Here is a 1,324-nt window from a genome sequence, read left to right as displayed (position 1 = left end):
GCACGAGGCGTGCTAGCCTGCTGCAAAATGACTGAAATCACCCGATCTTGCTCTTCAAGCTGTAACTCGGCATGAATCGGCAGACACAGCACAGCATCAGCAACAGAACGAGCGATAGGCAAATTATCATCTTTAGCACTATCAAGCCCACGATACATTGGGAATGAACTGATTAAAGGGTAAAAATAGCGGCGCGCGAAAATCCCCTCCTCTTTCAATAAAGAATAAAGTTCATCGCGGGTGCAAGGGAAGTTTTCATCAATAAAGACAGGGCAGTAAGCCTGGTTCCAATCAATATCCTGAGGAACCTGAGCCAATCTGAGTCCGGGTATATTTTTCAGCGCGTTATGATAACGTTGGTAAATTACCCGCCTGTTTGCCAGTGCCTGATCAATATGAGAGAGTTGCAACACACCAAATGCCGCTTGCACTTCGTTCATCTTGCCGTTGATACCTGGGGCCATCACGGTCACTTCGTCAGCGAAACCAAAATTTTTCAGATAATCAATGCGCTTTTTAGTTTTCGCGTCAGGGCAAATGATTGCCCCACCCTCAATGGTATTGAATACTTTGGTAGCATGAAAACTCAGGATAGACAGATCACCATGGTTTAAAATACTGGCCCCATTTTGCTTCACACCGAATGCATGCGCAGCATCATAGATCACTTTTAACCCATAGGTATCCGCAATCTCCTGAATACGCTCAACGTTTGCAGGTATTCCATAGCAGTGTACTGGCAGGATAGCCGACGTTTCTGGCGTAATGGCACGTTCAATCTTTTCCGGATCCAGATTGCATGTGACAGGATCGATATCTACAAATACCGGTTTTAAACCATTCCACAAAAGCGAGTGCGACGTAGCAACAAAGGAATAAGGTGTGGTGATCACCTCACCTGAAATACGCAAAGCCTGCATGGCCGTGAGCAACGCCAGAGTGCCATTGGAGAACAGGCTCAGGTAGTCAACGCCCAAATATTCAGCAAGTTGTTTTTCAAGTTGCTGGTGGAACGGGCCGTTATTAGTCAACCATTTGTTGTCCCATATCTGTTCAAGATAAGGAATGAACTCGGTTAATGGCGGAAGAAGCGGGCTGGTAACGTAAATATCTTTCATCATCGGTTCTCGGTAATATTACGGGTGCAACCACACGCGAGGTATTCATTTTACCTAATCATATAGAACTACCGTTGTACATGCCAAGCCAAAGGCTACCGGTACAACGTGAATACCACGTTCAGGCCCACACAGTTGTGTATCAGCAAGGCAGCACTGTAGGCTGCCTAATGTGCCGACTGAAAATGTTTAGACAACATCAATAA

Annotated in this window: 1 protein-coding gene; it reads right to left on the bottom strand. The window is 45.8% G+C overall.

Annotation, left to right across the window (positions count from 1 at the left end):
• Positions 1-1,121 (bottom strand): DegT/DnrJ/EryC1/StrS family aminotransferase (locus J5224_RS28140; protein ID WP_264628408.1); only part of this gene is annotated, 1,121 nt, incomplete at its 3' end.
• Between the last annotated feature and the right edge of the window lie 203 nt (positions 1,122-1,324).

Source organism: Candidatus Symbiopectobacterium sp. NZEC135, assembly GCF_025962695.1.
The sequence above is the reverse complement of the archived record's forward strand: the minus strand, read 5'-3'. Positions and strand labels throughout refer to the sequence as shown.